This window comes from Streptomyces caeni (assembly GCF_042678285.1).
Classification (GTDB): Bacteria; Actinomycetota; Actinomycetes; order Streptomycetales; family Streptomycetaceae; genus Streptomyces; species Streptomyces caeni.
On the sequence record NZ_JBHUDX010000083.1, the window covers coordinates 126210 to 142416 of the forward strand.

The 16207-nt window shown below is 74.1% G+C and carries 11 protein-coding genes, 1 tRNA gene and 2 pseudogenes (1 of these 14 running past the window's edge); 6 read left to right on the forward strand and 8 right to left on the reverse strand.

The annotated features are described in order from the left end of the window. Nucleotides 1-316: 316 nt before the first annotated feature. From ACFSL4_RS27110 to ACFSL4_RS27130, 5 genes are all read right to left on the reverse strand, one after another. Entirely contained in the window at nucleotides 317-691 is a 375-nt protein-coding gene (locus ACFSL4_RS27110; RefSeq protein WP_381088196.1) for a hypothetical protein, read from the reverse strand. Beyond that, nucleotides 688-2400, reverse strand: coding sequence for an aa3-type cytochrome oxidase subunit I (gene ctaD, locus ACFSL4_RS27115; protein WP_381088417.1), 1713 nt, complete (start codon nucleotides 2398-2400; stop codon nucleotides 688-690). The genes ACFSL4_RS27110 and ctaD overlap by 4 nt, the downstream gene beginning before the upstream one ends. Nucleotides 2401-2594: 194 nt before the next feature. After that, entirely contained in the window at nucleotides 2595-3344 is a 750-nt protein-coding gene (locus ACFSL4_RS27120) for a polysaccharide deacetylase family protein (RefSeq protein WP_381088198.1), read from the reverse strand. A gap of 59 nt (nucleotides 3345-3403) precedes the next feature. After that, nucleotides 3404-4330, reverse strand: a complete 927-nt coding sequence (locus ACFSL4_RS27125) for a DMT family transporter (RefSeq protein ID WP_381088201.1) — start codon at nucleotides 4328-4330, stop codon at nucleotides 3404-3406. A 7-nt stretch (nucleotides 4331-4337) separates the two neighbouring features. Beyond that, on the reverse strand, nucleotides 4338-5192 hold the full coding sequence (locus ACFSL4_RS27130; RefSeq protein ID WP_381088204.1) for an SDR family NAD(P)-dependent oxidoreductase: 855 nt from the start codon (nucleotides 5190-5192) through the stop codon (nucleotides 4338-4340). Nucleotides 5193-5348: 156 nt separating this feature from the next. Between ACFSL4_RS27130 and ACFSL4_RS27135 the strand changes: the two genes are divergently transcribed. The 5 genes and pseudogenes from ACFSL4_RS27135 to ACFSL4_RS27155 form a co-directional block, all read left to right on the forward strand. Further along, nucleotides 5349-6611, forward strand: coding sequence for an MGDG synthase family glycosyltransferase (locus ACFSL4_RS27135; protein WP_417821521.1), 1263 nt, complete (start codon nucleotides 5349-5351; stop codon nucleotides 6609-6611). Further along, nucleotides 6608-7330 (forward strand): annotated as a pseudogene (locus ACFSL4_RS27140) (enolase C-terminal domain-like protein); the annotation flags it as partial. The gene ACFSL4_RS27135 and the pseudogene ACFSL4_RS27140, both read left to right, overlap by 4 nt. A gap of 8 nt (nucleotides 7331-7338) precedes the next feature. Then, nucleotides 7339-7608, forward strand: coding sequence for an enolase-like domain-containing protein (locus ACFSL4_RS27145; protein ID WP_381088207.1), 270 nt, complete (start codon nucleotides 7339-7341; stop codon nucleotides 7606-7608). Nucleotides 7609-7755: 147 nt separating this feature from the next. After that, entirely contained in the window at nucleotides 7756-9087 is a 1332-nt protein-coding gene (selA, locus tag ACFSL4_RS27150; RefSeq protein WP_381088210.1) for an L-seryl-tRNA(Sec) selenium transferase, read from the forward strand. Nucleotides 9088-9098: 11 nt separating this feature from the next. Next, nucleotides 9099-10796, forward strand: a pseudogene (locus tag ACFSL4_RS27155) (GTP-binding protein); the annotation flags it as partial. 80 nt (nucleotides 10797-10876) lie between these two features. On the opposite strand, the gene ACFSL4_RS27160 reads toward ACFSL4_RS27155, so the two are convergent. Then, a tRNA-Sec gene (locus tag ACFSL4_RS27160) sits at nucleotides 10877-10969 on the reverse strand. 62 nt (nucleotides 10970-11031) lie between these two features. Here ACFSL4_RS27160 and selD point away from each other — a divergent pair. Continuing rightward, nucleotides 11032-12057: a selenide, water dikinase SelD gene (gene selD / locus ACFSL4_RS27165; RefSeq protein ID WP_381088213.1), complete on the forward strand. Its 1026-nt coding sequence runs from the start codon at nucleotides 11032-11034 to the stop codon at nucleotides 12055-12057. 38 nt (nucleotides 12058-12095) lie between these two features. Here selD and fdh read toward each other — a convergent pair whose 3' ends face one another. Both fdh and nrfD read right to left on the reverse strand, forming a co-directional pair. Beyond that, nucleotides 12096-15356, reverse strand: a complete 3261-nt coding sequence (fdh, locus tag ACFSL4_RS27170; protein WP_381088216.1) for a formate dehydrogenase — start codon at nucleotides 15354-15356, stop codon at nucleotides 12096-12098. Between the two features lie 301 nt (nucleotides 15357-15657). Then, nucleotides 15658-16207, reverse strand: partial view of an NrfD/PsrC family molybdoenzyme membrane anchor subunit gene (gene nrfD / locus ACFSL4_RS27175; RefSeq protein WP_381088219.1) — the 3' portion only. 464 nt of this gene lie beyond the right edge of the window; only the last 550 of its 1014 coding nucleotides appear in the window; the start codon falls outside the window, past its right edge; the stop codon is at nucleotides 15658-15660.

Sequence of the window (16207 nt, forward strand, 5' to 3'; positions counted from 1 at the left end):
GGGCCGGTCCGGCAGCGTGCCCGAGGACGCCTTTCGGCTGCCTGCATGGTGTGCGACCGGCACACGGAACCGGGCGGACTCTTCCGGGAACCGGCAGTGCGCCGAGCACGTCCGACCGGGCACCCTGACGTCAGGGGAGCACGGCTGATGGTCCTGGTGCCGGACACCGGCAGTCCGTCCGGCGCCGGGACCGGAGGGGAGCCGTGCTGCCCGGCACACGGTGCCTGGGGCGAGCGAGGGGGCGGAGGGCGTTCCGGGGCGCGCTGCGCGCTGATTCCCCGTGGGACCCGGCCGTCGACCCCGGCGCGGCTGCGATCTACCGGGCCAGTGTGCACAGCGCCGCACTGAGACCGCCCGCGCCGGCCAGAAGCGCGCAGGCGAAGGCGGCGTGGGTCTTGAGCAGGGCGCGCCGGAGGGTGGCGTAGCGGGCTTCGTACTCCTCCCGCAGTTCTCCGGCGCGCCGCGTGATGGTCGTCAGTATCTGGCGTGTGACGTCGAGGCGTTGGCGGATGTAGTGGCGTGTGAGGTCTTCGGCCTGCTCCGTGGTCAGCCAGGGGAGCCGGGCGCAGAGGGCCTCGGCCTCCCGGTGTGCGGTGTCGTACTCGGCGCGGGCGAGGAGGTAGCCCTCGACCTCGGCGGCGAGTGCGCGTCCCTGGTCCGAGGGGGCTCTGTCGTCCGGGCCGCCCGTCACGGCAGGTTTCCCTCGCGCCCCCGGCTCTCGGTCACGCCGCGCTCGCCGGCGTACTCGCGGTAGCCGATCTCGGCCACGTCGGGATGGTGCAGCTCGAAGGCGGGGGACTCGGAGCGGATCCGGGGCAGGGTGGTGAAGTTGTGCCGCGGCGGCGGGCAGGAGGTCGCCCACTCCAGCGAACGTCCGTATCCCCAGGGGTCGTCGACCTCGACGCGTTTGCCGTACTTGGCGGTCTTCCACACGTTGTACAGGAACGGCAGGGTGGACAGGCCGAGAAGGAAGGAGCCGATGCTCGAGACGGTGTTCAGCGCGGTGAAGCCGTCGGCCGAGAGGTAGTCGGCGTAGCGGCGGGGCATGCCTTCGACACCGAGCCAGTGCTGGACGAGGAAGGTGAGCTGGAAGCCGACGAAGACGGTCCAGAAGTGGATCTTGCCCAGCCGTTCGTCGAGCATCTTGCCGGTCATCTTCGGCCACCAGAAGTGGTACGCGGCGAACGTCGCGAAAACGATCGTGCCGAAGAGCGTGTAGTGGAAGTGGGCGACCACGAAGTAGCCGTCGGTGACGTGCCAGTCCATCGGCGGCGAGGCGAGGAAGATTCCGGTCAGCCCGCCGAAGAGGAAGGTGACCAGGAAGCCCATCGTCCACAGCATGGGCGTCTCGAAGGACAGCGAGCCGCGCCACATGGTGCCGATCCAGTTGAAGAACTTCACACCGGTGGGTACGGCGATCATGAAGGAGAGGAAGGAGAAGAACGGCAGCAGGACGGCGCCGGTGGCGAACATATGGTGGGCCCACACGCTCATGGACAGGCCCGTGATGGTGATCGTCGCGCCGACCAGGCCCATGTAGCCGAAGATCGGCTTGCGTGAGAAGACCGGGATGATCTCGCTGACCACGCCGAAGAACGGCAGCGCCAGGACGTAGACCTCCGGGTGGCCGAAGAACCAGAACAGATGCTGGAACAGGATCGCGCCGCCGTTCTCGGGGGCGTAGATCAGGGCGCCGAACCGGCGGTCGAACTCCAGCGCCAGCAGGGTCGCCGCGAGCGGGGGGAAGACCAGCACGATCAGGACCGAGGTCAGCAGGGCGTTCCAGGTGAAGATCGGCATGCGGAACATCGTCAGACCGGGCGCGCGCATGCACAGGATCGTGGTCAGGAAGTTGACCGCGCCGAGAATGGTGCCGACCCCGGAGAACCCGAGCCCCAGGATCCACAGGTCGCCGCCGACCTGCGGCGTGCGGATGTGGCCGCTGAGCGGGGTGTAGGCCGTCCAGCCGAAGTCGGCGGCCCCCTGCGGGGTGAGGAAGCCGCTGAGTGCGATCAGGCTGCCGAAGAGGAACATCCAGTAGCCGAGCATGTTCAGCCGGGGGAACGCCACGTCGGGCGCCCCGATCTGCAGGGGCATCACCACGTTGGTGAACCCGACGAACGTCGGCGTCGCGAACAGCAGCAGCATCACCGTGCCGTGCATCGTGAACAACTGGTTGTACTGCTCGTTGGACATGATCTGCAGGCCCGGCCGTGCCAGCTCCGCCCGCAGCATCAGCGCCATCACCCCGCCGGCCAGGAAGAACACGAACGCGGTGACCAGGTACATCTGCCCGATCTTCTTGTGGTCCGTCGTGGTCAGCCAGGACACGATGGCGTGGCCGGACCTCCGACGTCCTTCGACCGGTGCGAGTGCGACCGGTTCCGTCTGTGTGGCCATCAAAAACCCCGAACCGTCGAAAAACGCCATGGAAGGGAATTCATGCGGACAAAGATCCCGTAACCGGGCCTGCTGTGCACGTGCATACGGCCAATTGGGTCTTCGTGTCGGGCCGTGGGGGAGCCGGCCTTCCCCGCGGCCCCGGGGCGGAGGCCGGTCGTCGGCCGGACGGGGCATCACGGGCCGCCGCCCCGTCACCCGACCGCGGTGCCGTGCTCCGCCAGCGGGCCCACCGCCAGCCCCGCCGCGCGGCAGCCGCCGACGATGGCGGGCAGCGCCCCCAGTGCCGCCCGCCAGCAGTCGGGGGCGGAGACCCGGTCGGAGTCGTGCAGCAGCAGGGTCCCCCCGCCGCGCAGGCCGGCGCCGACCAGAGCGCGCACGGACTCGGGCGTCGCGGCGGCACTCCAGTCCCTGGCCCAGGCGGTCCACAGGACGGGCCGCAGCCCGCTCCCGCGAGCGGCCGCCCAGCGCGCCGTCGTGAGAATCCCGTACGGCGGGCGGTACCACTGCGGCCGACGGCCCCCGATCTCGCACACCGCCCGGACCGCGCGGACGAGCCCCGCCCTCTCCCGGGCGGCGGCGGGCAGCCAGGGGCGGTCGTGGGTCCAGCCGTGCACCGCGAGTTCGTGCCCCCGCTCGGCGGTTTCCCGGGTCAGCGCCGGATGCCGTACGACGCTCTCGCCCAGTACGAAGAAGGTGGCTCGCACGCCGAGGTCGTCCAGCGCGTCGAGGAAACGCGGGGTCGACCCCGGGTCGGGGCCGTCGTCGAACGTGAGAGCGACATGGTCGGGGCGGCCGACACCGGCGAGCCCCGGGAAGAGACGGAGCCGCGGGCCCGGCAGCCAGGTCAGGGCCGGGCCGATGTGCGCGGCAGTGACGGCGGCGAGCGGCGCCAGCGCGACGGCCGTCTGCCGGGCGCGACACAGACGCGGAGGGAAAGACACCGGGTTGTCCGCCTCCTTCTCGTCCCAAGTCGGTCCGTACGCCGCCCCACCGGTGTGTGTCACGACCGCTGCGGCGCCGGTTCCTGGGCGCCCGGACCCGGTCCGTCCGGTCCCGTCGGCGCGACGTCCCACGTGCCGCTGACCGCCAGGGCGCCTGCCAGCCCGATGCTCCCCGCCCCGATGAGCGCGACACCGACCACTTCGGGCAGCACGCGCACCCCGAGGGCGATCTGCTCGTCGAACAGCACCCCGCCGAGCACCACACTGGTCAGGGCGTCACCGAGCGTGAGAGCCGGCTGGGACGCTGTCAGGGTCCCGGCCCGCAGCGCCCCCTGCAACAGCAGGAAGCCGATCAGTCCGACGCCGACCGTGGCGTAGGGCGGCCACTGCGCCAGCACGCTGCCCGGCCCGTGCGCCAGACGGCCCGTGACCTCCTTGAGCAGCGCGGCCGTGGCGGAGAACGACACGGCGGACGACAGCCCGAGCAGCGCGGCTCGCGGCGCGCCCTTCACCAGGAAGGACGCCGCGGCGAGGGCGGCGATCACGCACAGCACCGTGCCTCCCGTGGGTAGCCAGCGCCCCGGCCACGCGGTGGACCGGCCGGCGGAGGGGGTGGCCGCGCCCAGGAAGAGGGCCAGGCCGGCGGCGAGCGCCGCGAACGCCAGCCAGGTCCGGCGGCTCGGACGGTGATGGAAGACCACACCGCCGACGGCGAGGGTGAACAGCAACTCACTGGCCTGCAACGGCTGAACCACGGCCAGGCTGCCCGTGGCCAGTGCGGCCGCCTGCAGCACCGTGGTCAGCGCGAGCAGGGCCGCGCCCGCCACCCAGTGCGGTCGCCGCAGGACATGCGCCAGCCAGCGTACGGCGTGCCGCAGCCCGGGGCCGCCGCCGGGTTCGGCCGCCGCCGCCCGCCGCTGCAGGACGGACGCCGAGGCGTTGGTCAGTGCCGAGAGCAGCGCGAGGACGACGGTGAGGGCGCTCACCTGCCGCTCATCCGTACTTGGCGGCGAGCCGCCGGTACAGGGCGGGCGCCGCGCCGTGCACCCGCGCGGGCAGGCGCAGCCAGCCGGGGACATAGACCTCGTCCCTGCCCCGGCGGACCGCGCACCAGACGGCGTCCGCCACGCGCTCGGGGGGCACGGGCCTCGGCCACGACCGCCGGTAGGGCGCGCCCCGGCGCTCGAAGAACGGTGTGTCCACCACCCCTGCGACCACATGGGTGATTCCCACGCCCGTACCGCGCAGTTCGTACCGCAGGGCGTCGGAGAACGCGGCGAGCGCCGCCTTGGCGGCGGAGTAGACGGCCTCGCCGCGGACGCTGACGACGCCGGCCAGCGATCCGACCAGCACCACGCGTCCGGAGCCGGCCGCGACCATGTGCGGCAGCAGATGCCGTACCAGGCGCACCGTGCTCAGCAGATCCACGTCGACCACGTCGTCGATCGCCGACCGGGGCATGGCGCCGAAGTCGCCGGCCCAGCCGATCCCGGCGCAGGCCACCAGCAGGTCCACCCGGCCGGCGCGACGGAGGGCGAACTCGGCCAGCCGCCGTTCGGCACCCGGGTGGGTGAGATCCGCGGGAAAGGCGGCGGCCGACGCCTGCTCGGCGACGCGCGCGAGTCGCGCCGTGTCACGCCCGTTGAGCACCAGGTGCCAGTCGTCCTCGGCGGCCAGTCGGCGCGCCACGGCGGCGCCGATGCCGGACGACGCACCGGTCACCAGCGCTGTGCCCCGATGGGCGGCCCGGTCGGCGGGTGACCGGCGCTCGGCGGGGCCTGCGGCCGGGCCAGGGTCGCCTTCGGACAGCACGGGGGCGGATCGAGCGCGGGAGGGAGCTTGGGACATGACGGCTGACCTCGGCTGCGAAGGCGAACCCCGGACGGCGGGCGGGATGCGAACGCTCCCGGGTTCGTACGGGAGGAGGCGGACGGGCGGGACCCGCTCGCCTCGGTCTGACGGAACGCGGAGTGGGCGGACGTTTCGGGGAGCACGACAGGGACAATGGGTACCAACGTGAACATCTTCCCCTGTGTGTCCGCGTCGGGCGACGCGAGCGACCGGAACCCCGCCGCACGGTCCGCGCAGGGGGCGCGGCGGGTTCTGATCATCAGCGCGAGCATGGGGGCCGGACACGACACGGTGGCCGCCGAACTCGCGCGCCGCCTGCGGGAGCACGGCCACCGGACAGCGGTGGTGGATGTGCTGCGGCTGCTGCCGTACGGCCTGGGCGGCGGACTGCGGGCCTTCTACCAGGCGTCGGTACGGCACTTTCCCTGGGCCTACGGTGGCCTCTACCAGGTGTTCCTCCGCCGCGGGACCGGCCGCCGCCCCAGCGGTGTCCCGCTGGCCCGGCTCGCGGCCGGCCGCCTCACGCGTCTGGCGGACCGCACCGGTGCGGACCTGGTGGTACCCGTATTCCATCTGGCCGCGCAGCTGACGGGCCATCTCCGCTCCCGGGGGCTGCTCCGGGTGCCGAGCGCCGTCTTCCTCATCGACTTCTCCGTCCACCGGCAGTGGCTCCACCCCGGCAACGACCGCTACCTCTGCCTCACCGACGAAGCGGCGCGCGCGGTGCGCGAGGACATCGCCACGCCCGCCGAGACGGCCGGTCCGGTCGTGGCCCCCGCTTTCTCCGCACCCGCCCCCGGGGCGGAGCAGTGGTCGCGGCGCTTCGCCCTTCACGGTCCCGGGCGCCCGCCCGTCCTGCTCTCCGCGGGCGCGTGGGGGGCCGGCTCGCGCCTCGCGGCGACCGCCGCCCTGCTGGCAGGGCGCGGCTTCCTCCCGGTGGTGCTGTGCGGCCGCAACGACCGGCTGCGCGGCCGCCTGCCCCAGACCCCGGGTGTCCTCACCCTGGGCTGGGTCGCCGACATGCCCGGCCTGATGCATGCCGCCCGCGCCCTGGTGGACAACGCGGCCGGGCAGACCGCCGTCCAGGCCCTCGCCGCGGGTCTGCCGGTGGTGGGATACCGCCCCCTGCCCGGCCACGGCGCGGACGGCGTACGGCGGATGGCCGCCCTCGGCCTCTCCGACCTGGCCGCCGACGAGTCCGGTCTGCTCGGCGCGCTGGAGCGGCTCACCGCACCCGGTCCCGACCGGGAACGCCGGGTCCGCCACGGCCGGGCGCTCTTCCGCGACGACCTCATGGCGCGGATGGCGCAGCTCCTCGACGCGGCCGGTCCATGCCCCTCCCCGCCGTCTACGGGGACGGCCCCCGGGGCAGTCGGTGGCGACGGCAGGGACACGTCCCGAGGAGCGGCGTCATGACGCTGGTGGCCGCAGTGGACGAGTGCCGCATCGACGGTGTCGACGCTCACGCCTTCGAGGTCCCCGCGGACGGCCCGAACGGCAAGGAGCAGGGCCGGCGCCCTGGAGGGGGAGGCCACGGCCCTCGTCCCGGTACGGGTGCACGGCGGCGGGAGGACCGGGTTGGGGTACACGTACGGGGACGTGTCGGTCGCCTCGTTCACCTGCTCGCAGCCGGCCCCGCTGCAGCGCGGGGACCGCGCCTGCCCGCCGCCGGCCTTGTGGCGGCCGACGGGCGAGCGGATCCGCAACGCCGGGCGCCCCGGAGCCGGCTTCATGGCTGTCCGCGGTGGACGTGGCCCTGTGGGACCCCGAGGCCAGGCTGTCACCCGGGTGAAGCTGAAGACATCGCGGAGCCCGACCACGACCCGCAGCGGCCGACCGCCGTGCGCGAGGCGGCCGGTGACGCGACGGAGGCCTTCACCGACGCCAACGGCTCGCTCGGCCGCAAGGAGGCGCTCTACCGTGCGCGCAGGTCCCACGACGAGTGGGAGGTGCGGTGGTTCGAGGAACCCGTCGGCTCCGCGGACCTGACGGGCCTGCGGCTGCTGCGCGAACGGGGGCCGGAGCGGGTGGACATCGCCGCGGGCCAGTACCCCTTCACCCTGCGGGACTTCGTCAGCCTCGCGGACGGCCCCGGGGTGGACTGGCTCCAGGCGGACGTCACCCGCTGCGGCGGGATCACGGGGTGCCGGAGGTCGTGGGCCTGTCCGCGGCACAGCACCTCGACCTGTCCGCGCGCTGCGCCCCGGCCGTTTCCGCCCGTGTCTTCTGCGCGGTGCGCCGGCTGTGGCACCTGGAGTACTTCCACGACCACGTGCGCGTCGAGCGCCTGCTGTTCGACGGCACCCTGTCGCCGGTCGGCGGCACACTCCGGCCCGACACCGGCCGTCCGGGGCTCGGCCCGGACGCCAGGTGGGCCGCCGCGCGGCGCGTACAGGGAGCGCGACCGGCCTGAACGGGGGGTGCCGGGGAGCCGCTCCGGCGTGTCGTCGCTCCGGCCCGGTGCCGTCGCGGCGTGTCGTGCGGCCGGCCGTGGGCACTGGGAGACGATGGGGTTTCCCCGGACAGCCCCGACAGGCCGGGCCGGAGAAGGAGTGGCTGCATGGAGCGGCGGGTCACACGGGAAAGGGCCGACGAGGCGACCGACGCGCGACGCCGCGTTCCCCGTACCGACGCCGTCCTGGGCGACCCCCGCCTTGCGGAGGCGGTGCGCCGGCTGGGGCCGGGTGTGGTCAAGACGGCGGTCCGGCAGGCGCAGCAGCGGGCGCGCGACGGCACCATCCCACCGGAACAGGTACGGGACACGGCCCTCGCCCTGCTGCCCCCCACGGTCGGCGGACTGCGCCCGGTGATCAACGCCACCGGGGTACTGCTGCACACCAACCTCGGGCGGGCGCCGCTGTCCCCGGCGGCCCGCCGGGCCGTGCAGGAGGCGGCCGGGGCCGCGGACGTCGAACTGGACCTGCCGACCGGCGTACGGGCCCGCCGCGGGCGCACCGCCCTGGCCGCGCTGTGCGGGCGCGTGCCGTCCGCCGGTGCCGCGCACGTCGTCAACAACGGCGCCGCCGCCCTGGTCCTGGCCGCCACCGCGCTCGCCGCGGGAAAGGACATCGTCATCAGCCGCGGCGAGATGGTCGAGATCGGGGACGGTTTCCGGCTGCCGGACCTGCTGGTCTCCACCGGGGCCCGGCTCCGCGAGGTCGGCACCACCAACCGCACGACCGCCGCCGACTACGCCGCCGCGATCGGCCCGGACACGGGTTTCGTGCTGAAGGTGCACCCCTCCAACTTCCGCATCACCGGGTTCACGCGCGCCGCCGGGACCGGTGAACTGGCGGCGCTGGGCGTGCCCGTGGTCGTCGACATCGGCTCCGGGCTGCTCGCCCCGCATCCGCTGTTGCCCGAAGAGCCCGATGCGCAGGGCCAGTTGGCGGCGGGCGCCGCCCTTGTCACCGCCAGTGGGGACAAGCTCCTCGGCGGCCCCCAGTGCGGGCTGCTGCTCGGAGCGGAGCCCGTGGTCCGCACCGTGTCCCGCCATCCCCTGGCCCGCGCGCTGCGCGTGGACAAGCTGACCCTGGCCGCCCTGGAGGCGACCTTGACCGGCCCCGACACCCCGACCGCCGCCGCACTGGCCGCCGACCCGGCGGGGCTCATGCGCCGCGCCGAACAGCTCGCCTCCGCCCTCGGCGCGCACGGCATCGACGTACGGGCCGTCGGGAGCGCCGCCACGGTGGGCGGCGGCGGGGCCCCGGGCGTGACGCTGCCCAGCGCGGCCCTGTCCCTGCCGGAGCCGTACGCGGCCGCCCTGCGCACGGGCCCCGTGCCCGTCGTCGGGCGCCTGGAGGCGGGGCGGTGCCTGCTCGATCTGCGGGCGGTGCCGCCGCGGGACGACGAACGGCTGGCAGAGGCCGTGCGCGCGGCCGCGGGGAGGTAGCTGCTGTGCGGGTGTTGGCCACCGCCGGGCACGTTGACCACGGCAAGTCCGCCCTGGTGCGGGCGCTGACCGGGATGGAACCCGACCGCTTCGAGGAGGAGCGGCGCAGGGGGCTGACCCTCGACCTCGGATTCGTCTGGACCCGGCTCGGCCCCGACGGGAGGCACCTCGCCTTCGTGGACGTGCCGGGCCACGAGAGGTTCGTCCCCACCATGCTGGCCGGGGTCGGACCCGTCCCCGCGGTGCTGTTCGCGGTCGCCGCCGACCAGGGCTGGCAGCCGCAGTCGCAGGAGCACCTGGCGATCCTCGACGCGCTCGGGGTGCGGCACGCCGTGCTCGCGGTGACCCGCAGCGACCTGGCGGACCCCGCCTCCGTGCGCGCCGACGCCGTCGCACGCATGGAGGCCACCTCACTCGGCCGGGTGCCGTCCGAGGCGGTGAGCGCGGTCACCGGCGCCGGGCTGGACGAATTGCGCACGCGGCTGGGCCGGCTGGCCGGCTCGCTGCCCGACCCGCCGGCCGACGCGGACGTGCGGCTGTGGCTGGACCGCGCCTTCACGGTGCGCGGTCACGGCACCGTGGTGACGGGCACGCTCGGTGCGGGCACCCTGCGCGTCGGCGACCACCTGGTGACCGGGGACGGCCCGGCCGTGCTGCGGGTGCGTGGGCTGCAGTGCCTGCACGAGGAGCGGTCCGCCGTCAGCGGTGTGGCGCGCGTGGCCGTGAACGTGCACGGCCCCCGCGACGGCTCCCTGCGCCGGGGACAGGTGCTGCTGTCACCGGACCGCTGGCTGCGCACCGGCCTGATCGACGTCCGGGTCACCGGGGAGCCGGTCGGTGAGCTGCCCCGGACGGCCACCCTGCACATCGGGACGGCCGCCGTGCCGGTGACCGTCCGCCCGCTCGGCGAGGACACCGCCCGACTGACCCTCGTCCGGGAACTGCCCCTGCGCGTCGGGGACCGTGCGGTCCTGCGCGAGCCCGGCGGCCGGCGCACACCCTGCGGCGTGACCGTCCTGGACGTGCGTCCCCCACCGCTGAAGCGACGAGGGGCCGGACGGGTCCGGGCGGCGGAGCTGGCGGCCATGACCGGCCGTCCCGACGGCGCGGCGGAACTCCGGCGGCGCGGGCTCGTACGCCGCTCGGAGCTGCTGGCGATGGGAGTGCCCCCACCCACCGCGCCCGTCACCGGGGACTGGCTGGCCGACGAGGCCCACTGGGCGGGACTGAGGGAACGCCTGGCCGCCGAGGTGGAGCGCCACGCACAGCGGCACCCGCTGGAGCCCGGCCTGCCGGCCGAGGCGGCCCGCCGCCTGCTCGAACTGCCCGACCGGGCCCTGGTCGACGCGCTCGCCGAGACGCCAGGCACCGGTGAACTGCGGTGCCGGCAGGGCCGGTTGTACGGTCCCGGCGGTATCCGGCCGACACTGCCGCCGGCCGTCCGGGCAGCCGTCGACGCCGTGCGGCGCGAGCTGGCGCGGGCACCGTTCCAAGCGCCGGAAGCAGGTCGCCTCAGCGAACTGGGACTCGACCGCAAGGCGGTGGCCGCCGCCGTCTCGGCGGGGGCACTGCTGAGGGTCGGCGACGGCATCCTGCTGCTGCCGGGCGCGGACGCCCGAGCCGTCGCCGTACTCGGCCGCCTGCCGCAGCCGTTCACCCTGAGCGAGGCACGGCGGGCCCTCGGCACCACGCGCAGGGTGGCCGTGCCGCTGCTGGAGTACCTGGACGCCCACGGGCACACGGAACGTGTGGACGATCAGCGCCGCCGCTGCCGGACCGGTGTGAGGAGCGGAGGCGGACGGGAATCGAACCCGCCTGCCCGAGATCCTCGGGCACCTCGGTTTTGAAGACCGGGAGGGCCACCAGGCACCCACACGCCTCCATCACACCGCCAGGCTACCCAGAAGTCCCGGCACCATCCGCGACCCACCCAGGAGTGCCCGCATGACCCCGACGCGCGAAACGCCCGTACGGCTCACGCAGTTCGCCCACGGCGGCGGCTGCGCCTGCAAGATCCCGCCGGGTGAACTGGAGGACGTGCTCGGCGCGTTGTCCGCCGCGCTCCCGCCCACGACCGACTTCCCGCTCCTCGTCGGGGCGGCCACCGGCGACGACGCGGCCGTCGTCACGCTGCCCGGGGGAGACGGCGCGACGGACCGGGCGGTGGTGTCCACGGCCGACTTCTTCACCCCCGTCGTCGACGATCCCTACGACTGGGGACGCATCGCCGCGGCCAACGCCCTGTCCGACGTGTATGCGATGGGCGGCCGTCCGGTCCTGGCCGTCAACCTCCTCGCCTGGCCCCGCGACGTCCTGCCGCTCGACCTGGCCCGCGAGGTGCTGCGCGGCGGACTGGACGTCGCCGCCGCGGCGGGCTGCCATGTGGGAGGCGGCCACAGCGTGGACGACCCCGAACCGAAGTACGGGATGGCCGTCACCGGCCTGGCCGACCCCTCCCGACTGCTGCGCAACGACACCGGGCGCCCCGGCATGCCGCTGTCGCTGACCAAGCCCCTCGGCCTGGGCGTGCTCAACAACCGCCACAAGGCCACCGGGGAGCGGTTCGGCCACGCCGTGGCCACGATGGTGGCCCTCAACCGGGACGCGGCCGCTGCGGCCCTGGCCGCCGGTGCGGTGTGCGCCACCGACGTCACCGGCTTCGGGTTCCTCGGCCACCTGCACAAGCTGGCCCGGGCGTCCGGGGTGACCGCCGTGGTCGACACCGCCGCCGTGCCCTACCTCGACGGGGCCCGGGAGGCGGTGCGCGCCGGGTACGTCAGCGGCGGCACCCGGCGCAATCTGGAGTGGGTGGCGACCGGCACGGACTTCGGGACCGTCGACGCGGACACCCGTCTGCTCCTGGCCGACGCCCAGACCTCGGGCGGTCTGCTGGTGGCGGGGGAGGTGCCCGGGGCCCCGGTGGTGGGGGAACTCGTCGAGCGCGGACCGCACCCGGTCGTGCTCCGCTGACCCCGTCGCGGCCCGGCCCGCGCACGGCCGCGACGGGGTCAGGGTTCCGTGCCGGTGCGCTCGTCGATACCGGCCCGCGCCCGGTAGGCGCGGACCAGCTCCACGGCCGCCGGGCCCCGTGGACGGCGGCCCGGCCGGATGTCGACGGCGAACGCCTTGGACTCCTGGATATGGGTGTTCGGGTCGAGCGACATGTGCAGCAGCTCGTTGGCGGCGTCGCCCGTGCTGTAGCCGTTCGGCCCCCAGTGGTAGGGCAGCCCCACCTGGTGCAGGGTGCGCCCGTGCACGGTCAGTGGCGGCACGCGGTCGGTGACCAGCACCCGTGCCTCGATCACGGCCCGGGCGCTGACGATCGTCGCCCATCCGGTGTGCTCCAGCCCCCGCTCGGCTGCGAGCCGGGGCGACACCTCGCAGAAGAACTCCGGCTGCAGCTCCGCCAGACAGGGCTGCCAGCGGGACATGCCGCCCGCGGTGTGGTGCTCGGTGAGCCGGTAGGTGGTGGCGACGTACGGGAACACCTCCGAGCCCGGCTCGGTGCCGCTGGGCTGGTAGCGGTTGTCCGGATGCGGTGGCAGCAACTGCCGCACCGGATTGCGCTGCCGACCGTACAGCAGGTTGGGGAAGGGCGAGTCCTGCGGCTCGTAGTGGGTGGGCAGCGGTCCGTCGGTGAGCCCGGCGGGCACGAACAGCCATGCCTTGCCGTCGGCCTGCATGATGAACGGGTCGGTGCCCGAGAGCGCCTCGGGCCCGGTCGCGTCCCGCGGGGCCCGGTGGCCGGGTGGCTTGTCCTTCGTGAAGTCGGGGATGTCGTGGCCCGTCCACCGCCCCGCCTCCTCGTCCCACCACACCAGCGCCTTGCGCTCGCTCCACGGCCTGCCGTCGGGGTCCGCCGAGGCGCGGTTGTAGAGGATGCGGCGGTTGGCCGGCCAGGCCCAGCCCCACTCGTTCGCGATCCAGTCCTGCCGCTCGCCGGGCTTGCGGCGAGCCGCCCGGTTGACGCCGCCGGCGTGGACCCCGCAGTAGATCCAGCAGCCGCAGGCGGTGGAACCGTCGTCCTTGAGCTGCTCGTAGGAGGCCAGCGGGTTCCCCTCGGCGTCGCGCCCGTTGATCTCGGCGATGACGGCCTCCGCGTCCGGCTCCGCCGTCTCGCCCTTGGTGGGATAGTCCCAGGTGAGGTCGAGCACCGGCCGGTCCACCGGGTCGGTGGACCAGGCGAGCCTGTCCCGGATGAGACGCCCGAGGTGGAAGGTGAACCACAGGTCGCTGCGTGCCTCGCCCGGCGGTTCGACGGCCTGGTGGTGCCACTGCAGCAGGCGCTGGGTGTTGGTGAAGCTGCCGTCCTTCTCGGTGTGTGCGGCGGCCGGCAGGAAGAACACCTCGGTGCCGATGTCCTCCGTGCACAGCTCTCCCGTCTCGATCTCCGGGCCGTCCTTCCACCAGGTGGCCGACTCGATCAGGGAGAAGTCCCTCACGACGAGCCAGTCCAGGTTGGCCATGCCCAGCCGCTGCATCTTCGAGTTGGCCGAGCCGACCGCGGGGTTCTCGCCCATGAGGAAGTACCCCTTGCAGATTCCCTCCAGCTGGGCCATGACCGTTTCATAGGTGGAGTGGGATCCGGTCAGCCGCGGCAGGTAGTCGAAGCAGAAGTCGTTCTCCGCGGTCGCGGCCTTCCCCCAGTACGCCTTGAGCAGGCTCACCAGGTAGGCGCGCATGTTGCCCCAGTAGCCCTTGCGCGCGGATTCCGCCCGCACGAACGCGTTCAGGTCCTCGTTCTTGTGCGCGTGCGGCATCGGGATGTAGCCGGGCAGCAGGTTGAAGAGGGTGGGGATGTCCGTCGACCCCTGGATGGAGGCGTGCCCGCGCAGGGCGAGGATGCCGCCGCCCGGCCGGCCGATGTTGCCGAGCAGGCTCTGCAGCACGGCGGCGCCGCGGATGTACTGCACGCCCACGGTGTGCTGGGTCCAGCCGACCGAGTAGGCGAAGGCCGTGGTCCGTTCCCGGCCGGAGTTGTCCGTGACGAGCTCGCACACCTGGCGGAACAGCTCCTGCGGCACCCCGCAGATCCGCTCGACCGTCTCGGGTGTGTAGCGGGCGTAGTGCCGCTTGAGCACCTGGAAGACGCAGCGCGGATGGGTCAGGGTCTCGTCCCGCTCGGGCTCGCCCCCGCCGAGGGCCGCGCCGCCCGCCCCGTGGGCCTCACCCCGCGCGGCCTCGGCCACCGAGCTGTTGCCGCAGGTGCGTTCCCCGTACTCCTGGTCGCGTGCGCCCGAGGCCGCCTGCACCTCCGTGCCCGCGTACTGCCAGCTGCTGTTGTCGTAGCTGCGGGTCTTGGGGTCGAGGCCGGAGAAGACGCCGTCGAGGTCCTCGGTGTCCCGGAAGTCCTCGCGCAGCACCACGGGAGCGTTGGTGTAGGCCACCACGTACTCGCGGAAGTACTTACCGTTCTGCAGGACGTAGTTGATCAGCCCGCCGAGGAAGGCGATGTCCGAGCCGGCGCGCAGCGGCACGTGCACGTCCGCCAGCGCACTGGTCCGGGTGAACCGCGGGTCGACGTGGATCACCTTCGCCCCGCGGGCCTTGGCCTCCATCACCCACTGGAACCCGACCGGGTGGCACTCGGCCATGTTCGAGCCCTGGATGACGATGCAGTCGGCGTTCTGCAGGTCCTGCTGGAAGGTGGTCGCGCCGCCGCGGCCGAACGAGGTTCCCAGACTGGGAACGGTGGAGGAGTGTCAAACGCGCGCCTGGTTCTCGATCTGAATGGCTCCCAGGGCCGTGAACAGCTTCTTGATCAGGTAGTTCTCTTCGTTGTCCAGCGTGGCCCCGCCCAGGCTGGCGATGCCGAGCGTGCGCCGGGTGCGGGTCCCGTCGACCTCCCACTGCCAGCCGGCGCGGCGTGCCGCGATCACCCGGTCGGCGATCATGTCCATCGCCGTGGCGAGGTCGAGACGCTCCCACTCGGTGCCGTAGGGCCGCCGGTACAGCACATGGTGCTCGCGGGCGCCGCCGGTGGTCAGCTGCAGGCTGGCCGAGCCCTTGGGGCACAGCCGGCCGCGCGAGACGGGCGAGTCCGGGTCGCCCTCGATCTGTGTGACCCGCCCTCCCTCGACGTACACGTTCTGGCCGCAGCCCACGGCGCAGTACGGGCACACCGACTTCACCACCCGGTCCGCGGTGGCGACCCGGGGGGTGAGCCGCTCGCTGGCGGGGCTCTTGGCGACGGCGCCCCGGCCGAGCGGGTCCGTCCCCTTGAGCTGACGGTAGACCGGCCAGGAGCCGATCCATGTGCGTACGCCCACGACGTGTGCCCTCCGTGCTGCTCGGTGCGGTCCGCCCGATCGTTCACGGTGTCCTGAGCCGGTCCTCCCGTCCCCCGGAGCCCGGCGCTCACGGTCCTCCTGCGGCAGATTGTGCCGCGACCGGGCGGCCACGGCATCCTCGGACGCCTCCGCCCCGCCCGTAGTCCCCGCCGACTGCCCGGCGAAACCGGTGCCGTAGTACCCGCCGACTGCCCGGCGAAACCGGTGCCGTGCGCGGGACGGCCGGTGGCCCGCGCCCGCCGGCCGGGCGTCGCCCCGACGGGCCGGCGGCGCGGGAGCCTCAAAGGCCTCGGGCCTCCAGCCGCTCCCGTTGCGGTACGACGGTGTACCCGGGATCCTTCGCGGAGGCCACTCCGGCGTGGAACACGGCGAACCGCAGCGCCGCGGAGCCCGTCAGCAGGGCCGCGCCGGCCGCCGCCGCCAGACACCGGCTGCGTCGCCGGCCCGCGAACACCGTCAGCGCGGCGCCGCTCGCGGTGAGTGCCTCCGCGCAGCGCAGCAGCGTGTGCGGCCTGCCCTGCTCGTAGGGCCCGGCCGTCAGGCCCATGCGCCGCTTCATCACCTGGAACGCGCCCAGTTCGAGGCCGGCCCCCAGCACCGCCATGCGGCGCGCGGGCCCCGACTGCGCGACCGGGGCCGCGGCCAGGGCCAGTCCGGCCGCCGCGGTCGCGGCGGACCCCGCGAAGACGAAGGGCATCTCCCGGCGCCCGTCGTGCCAGGTGGGCACCGCGGTGTCGGAGAGCAGGACGGCCGTGTACGTGGCGACGGCCGGGCCGAGGACGGCGCCGGCCGCCGTGGCCGCGGCGCCGGGGGCGCGGTGGCGGGCCCCG

Coding starts and splice junctions, on each gene's coding strand:
- ctaD (WP_381088417.1), bottom strand. CDS start 2,400: ATGGCCACACAGACGGAACCGGTCGCACTCGCACCGGTCGAAGGACGT.
- ACFSL4_RS27130 (WP_381088204.1), bottom strand. CDS start 5,192: ATGTCCCAAGCTCCCTCCCGCGCTCGATCCGCCCCCGTGCTGTCCGAA.
- selD (WP_381088213.1), top strand. CDS start 11,032: ATGACCCCGACGCGCGAAACGCCCGTACGGCTCACGCAGTTCGCCCAC.
- selA (WP_381088210.1), top strand. CDS start 7,756: ATGGAGCGGCGGGTCACACGGGAAAGGGCCGACGAGGCGACCGACGCG.
- ACFSL4_RS27135 (WP_417821521.1), top strand. CDS start 5,349: ATGGGTACCAACGTGAACATCTTCCCCTGTGTGTCCGCGTCGGGCGAC.